Source organism: Streptomyces sp. NRRL B-24085 (genome assembly GCF_001282115.1).
In the GTDB taxonomy this organism is placed as follows: Bacteria; Actinomycetota; Actinomycetes; order Streptomycetales; family Streptomycetaceae; genus Streptomyces.
The window spans coordinates 1-4,888 of record NZ_LJBR01000509.1; the positions used below are offsets into that span (position 1 = coordinate 1).

General features: G+C 70.8%; 4 protein-coding genes and 2 pseudogenes. 3 read left to right on the forward strand and 3 right to left on the reverse strand.

What is annotated here, in order from left to right; all coding sequences use genetic code 11:
* A pseudogene (locus AOJ26_RS44725) lies at positions 1 to 105 on the forward strand (transcriptional regulator); the annotation flags it as partial.
* Complete coding sequence (locus AOJ26_RS38080) at positions 102 to 605, forward strand: glutathione peroxidase (RefSeq protein WP_053852919.1); 504 nt, start codon at positions 102 to 104, stop codon at positions 603 to 605. The pseudogene AOJ26_RS44725 and the gene AOJ26_RS38080, both read left to right, overlap by 4 nt.
* A gap of 143 nt (positions 606 to 748) precedes the next feature.
* Here AOJ26_RS38080 and AOJ26_RS38085 read toward each other — a convergent pair whose 3' ends face one another.
* The 3 genes from AOJ26_RS38085 to AOJ26_RS38095 form a co-directional block, all read right to left on the reverse strand.
* Complete coding sequence (locus AOJ26_RS38085; RefSeq protein ID WP_007382715.1) at positions 749 to 940, reverse strand: DUF397 domain-containing protein; 192 nt, start codon at positions 938 to 940, stop codon at positions 749 to 751.
* 201 nt (positions 941 to 1,141) lie between these two features.
* Entirely contained in the window at positions 1,142 to 2,011 is an 870-nt protein-coding gene (locus tag AOJ26_RS38090; RefSeq protein ID WP_053852920.1) for a helix-turn-helix domain-containing protein, read from the reverse strand.
* Between the two features lie 350 nt (positions 2,012 to 2,361).
* On the reverse strand, positions 2,362 to 3,117 hold the full coding sequence (locus AOJ26_RS38095; RefSeq protein ID WP_037709146.1) for a GOLPH3/VPS74 family protein: 756 nt from the start codon (positions 3,115 to 3,117) through the stop codon (positions 2,362 to 2,364).
* A 235-nt stretch (positions 3,118 to 3,352) separates the two neighbouring features.
* On the opposite strand from AOJ26_RS38095, the pseudogene AOJ26_RS38100 reads away from it, so the two are divergent.
* Positions 3,353 to 4,888: pseudogene (locus tag AOJ26_RS38100) on the forward strand (D-alanyl-D-alanine carboxypeptidase); the annotation flags it as partial.

Genomic DNA, 4,888 nt, shown 5'->3' on the forward strand with positions numbered 1-4,888 from the left:
GGGCGGTCGGTGCTGTACGTGCGGACGGCGGCCGGGGAGGTGCTGGTGGAGGCCTCGGGGGCAGGCGCCGGGGAGGCCCCGGGCGGAGTTAGCATCCGCTCATGACGACTACAGATGGTTCCTCCCCCCTCGGCGTCGAGATCGGGGCCCTCACGGGCGGCTCCGCCGACCTCTCCCAGTACACCGGCAAGGCCGTCCTCATCGTGAACGTGGCCTCCAGGTGCGGGCTCACCCCGCAGTACAACGGGCTGGAGAAGCTCCAGGAGCGGTACGCGGAGCGGGGCTTCACCGTGCTCGGCGTGCCCTGCAACCAGTTCCTGGGACAGGAGCCCGGCAGCGCCGAGGAGATCGCGGAGTTCTGCTCGGCGACGTACGGCGTGACCTTCCCGCTGACCGAGAAGGTCGAGGTGAACGGCGAGGGGCGGCACGCGCTGTACGAGCGGCTGGTGGGCTTCGCCGACGCGGAGGGGCACAGCGGGGACATCCGCTGGAACTTCGAGAAGTTCCTGATCGGGCGGGACGGGTCGGTGGTGGCCCGCTTCTCCCCGCAGACCGAGCCGGAGTCGGACGAGGTCGTCTCCGCCGTGGAGGGTGCGCTGGCGTAGGCGCCGCAGGTACACGCCGAGCCCCCTCGGCAAGGACGGCGATCTGGTCGAGAGGGCTCTGTGGTGGTGCTTGTGCTGTTGTCGTGAGCAGTTGTGGTGTGCAGTTGTAGGTGAACCGGGCGGGGATCAGACAGGCCCGCCCCTCACACCTTGACCGAGGCCACGAAGGCGCTCCACGCCTCGGCGGGGAAGGCCAGCTTGGGGCCCTCGGGGATCTTCGTGTCGCCGAGTTCGAGTGCTTCCTCCTCGGTCGACCTCACCATCAGACACGCCCCGTTGGCGTTCGTGTAGGTGGAGGTCGTCCATGTGTCCAGGGTGCCCAGACGAATTGCCATATTCGCTCCGTAGCCAGATGCGCAGTGTTCGGATTACGCCAACCTTTACTGATCGTTGGCGTGATCGACGCTACTCGCCGGCTTCCTCTTTCGGAGCAGTCATTCACTCTTCTGGCGGCATATTCCAAGGGACTCTTCCAGGCGGACGAGCCAGGGGTGTACTATCCCGCCCGCCCTGTCCGGGAGCGGCTCAGCAACGGCTCACCGGGCGTACTCACGGGCGTACTCCTTGGCGATGTCCTCGATCAGCTGACGCGACTGGTCGACGTTGAGCGCCTGCGCCCTCAAGTGCTCGTACATCACGGTGTACTTCTGCACGTCGTGCGCCTTCTCCAGGTACAGGTCGCTGGTGACGCCCTCGATGTAGACGACGCTGGAGTCCGCCGCGTCCGAGAACTCCAGGATGGAGTACTGCCCGCTGAGCCCGGGATGGGCGCCGACGTCGAACGGCAGCACCTGCACGGTGATGTGGGGCTGCTGGGACATCTCCACGAGGTACTCGAGCTGCTCGCGCATCACCTGGCGGCTGCCGACCACCCGGCGCAGGGCCGCCTCGTCCAGAACGACCCACAGCCGCAGGGGATCCCGTTCGGCCGCGACCCGGCTCTGCCGGCGCAGCCGTACCTCGACGCGCTTGTCGTTCTCCGTCTCGGTGGCCTCCGGCGCGCCGCCGCGCACGATGGCCTCCGCGTACGGCCGGGTCTGCAACAGGCCGGTGATGATCTGGGGTTCGTACACGCGCAGCGACTCGGCGTCGGTCTCCAGGCCGATGTACACGCTGTACGGGATGTCCCCGAAGGCGTGCCACCAGCCCTGCTGCCGCGAGTCCTTGGCCATCTGCATCAGGGAGTCGACGATGCGCTGGTCCTCGACCTCGTAGACCCCGCACAGGTCGCGGACGTCGCGCTGGCTGATGCTGCGCCGGCCGTTCTCCAGCCGGCTGATCTTCGACTGCGACACGAGCAGCCGCTCCGCCACCTCTTCGGCCGTCATGCCCTTGAGCTCGCGGAGCCTGCGCAGCTCCTGGCCCAGCCGGCGCCGCCTGACGGTGGGATTGACATTGGACGCCACGGGACGTGCACCTCCGGCTGCGTGCCTCGTTCTTGACTTTGCGTATCTGCTGTTGAGCAGACTGCCACCAAGGTGCTTATTACCGCTGGGAAACCGCGTATATGCGCTGCGTGCACGACAGTTGGGGCCGCCCGGCCGGCCGTGCCCGGACATGCGGCCGCGCGGGGCGCCGGAACCCGACGACGTCCGGTGTACGGACGTACGGTTCCGTCGCCCCGCGCGGACCAGCGGCTCCCGAACCGGTCTGTGGGGACTGACGGTGCGGCGGCTGAGTGGTGCGGGTCGTGCGTGGTGCGGGTCGTGCGTGGTGCGGGTCGTGCTGCCGGCGGTGCGTGCCGAGGGTCTGCGGCTCAGTGAGCCACGGCGCGCGCCATCGGTCCTCGGCGCGGTTGCATCGGAACGCCACGAGCGGGTTCCGGCGCGGGCCTGGCTCCGGGGGCGGCCTGCCGGCCGGCCGGTGCCGGGCTGCGACGTGGCTGTGCCGCCACGCCGTTCTGGACGTCCATCACGGCGTGCGCGACGAGTCCGCCCATCGGGTCGTGCCTGATCAGGTCCCGCAGCCGGGAGCGCGAGGAACGGCCCTCGTTGCCCGGATACAGGTGCTTGCCGAGGCCGACCGCGTGTGCCAGGGCGGCGAGCGCCGCGGTCCGCGGGTCCGGCGGTACGCCGGTGCGGATCGCCGAGTCCAGCCGGGCCCTGATCTCCCGGCTGATCTCGTTGTCCGTCGCCTGGTAGCGGGTGGTCGGCAGCACTCCGCACATCTGGCCCGCCACGGCATGCACCATGCCGCACCGCTCCAGATGCGAGAGGTAGGTCTGGCGGAGCCCGAGACGCGGCCCGCCGATCCAGTTCACTGCCCGCACGGGAGCGCCACGCCTTCGCAGCAACTCCAACGCGCAGTCCAAAGTCGGATCTCCAGTCGGCCGTGGGGCTACCACGGCGATACGATCCCCGTCTGGGGCTATCCGTCCGGCCAGCGCCAGCTCCACTAGCTGTGCTCCGGCCAGACCGAGGTCGAGCGACTGCGGCTGTGCGGTGGTACCCGTGGCCGGGTCCAACGCCAGCAGCAGAAGCTCCTCCGGAAGTGTTCTGCGGCTCCTGCCCATCCATGCCTCCCCGCGTGGATGAAAGACAGGGTGACCCCTCTCACATTCATCTGTCGAGGGTGCGTGACCTGTTTGTAGTGGAACCGGTAGGTATGTCGTTCTCGTCTACCGCTTGGGGCAGGGCCGCACACAGGACACTGGTACATGGTTCGGACAGCGTGGTGTGGCGGCTGCCCGGGCGGCGGTTCAACGGTTCGGCAGACGCAGGGTGACGGAGACCGATCACCCGCGGCACATGGAGGAGGCATCGGTGGCGGGCGAGTCCCCCGACAGGTCGAAGCAGCGCGAGTCGTCGGCAGAACCGACGTCGGGGAGCGCGAGTCCGGTTCCCGAGGCGAGGAGTTCCGCCCGCGATCCCAGGCTCGCGGTGGCACGCGAGTCCGTCTCCCTCGGAGGCGTCGACACGGCCACGAAGGTCTTCTCGGTGCGTGACCTCCCGAAGGACGCCGAGGAAGCCGACGAGAGCCCCGCGAAGGCCGGAACGGACGCTTCCGGCACGGCGGAGACGAAGGACGCCCCCGCAGCCGCGGAGAAGCGCCCTCAAGCCGCCGACCGGGCGGACGACGCGCAGGACGCGGGCTCGGACGCGACCTCGACGGGCTCCGGCACGGCGGAGAGCCCGGACGACGCGGACACGGCCGAGGACTCGACCGGCCCGGACACGGCTGAGGGGTCGGGTGACTCCCGCACGGCCGAGACTGCCGACGACTCCGAGGCGGCCGACGGCTCGGATGTCTCCGGTACCGCGGGCGCCTCGGGGACCTCCGACGTCTCGGACGACACCGGCACGGCGGAGACCGCGGACGACTCCGACACCGCCGAGGGCTCGGCTGAGACCGGCACGGCTGAGGCCCCGGAAGATGCCGCCGGCACGGCGATGGGCTCCGACGACAGCGGATCCGGTGACTCCGGTGGGCGCGAGGAGCCGGCCGTGGCGGGGGACGCACGGCTGCGGGACGCGGTGGCGGCGTGGGTCGCCACGGGCGACAAGACGGGGCCCGAGGCCGGTTCCGGCGAGGCGGAGGCCGCGGAGTTGTCGGAGGCCGAGGAATCCGTGGAACCCGTGGCGAAGTCCGGCGACACGGACGCCGAGCCCGCCGACGAGACCTCGACCGAGGACGAGTCCGGCCCCGAGTCCGCCCCGGACGCGAAGACCGACAGCGAGCCGGAGACGGACACCGAGCCGGAGTCGGACGCCGAGGCCGGGACCGGCACCGCCGAGACCGCCGTAGCCGACGAAGCCCCCGCCGACGACGAGGCCGGCGATCCGGACACCGGCGAGTCGGACACCCCAGGGGCGCGGGGAACTGCGCGACCGGCGCCCACCGACCCGCAACCGGCCGACGAGTCCGAGGGCGCTCCTGAGGACGCTCCCCAGGACCGCGTGCCCGCGGACGCGGACGTGGCCGACAAGCCCCCCGTCGACCAGCCCACCGCCGTCTTCAAGGCTCCCCGGCCCCCCGTGGACCAGCCCACCACCATGCTGAAGCTCGGCAAGGCGCCGGAGGCGAAGCCCGAGCCCGAGAAGGGGCCCGAGCCAGAGGCCGAGGCCGAGCGGACGAGCAAGTTCGTCGCGCTGAAGGACCTCGACGAGCCCCGCGAGGCACGGCCGAAGCCGGACGTGACCACCGTCGTTCCCCAGGTCGGCCCGGAGCGGACCAGGCAGCAGCCCCTGCCGCCGAAGCCGCCCCTCGACCTGCTCGCGGAGCTCACCAACACCCCGCCGCCCCCACACAGCCCGCTGCGCACCCTCGGGCGCCGGGTCAAGATC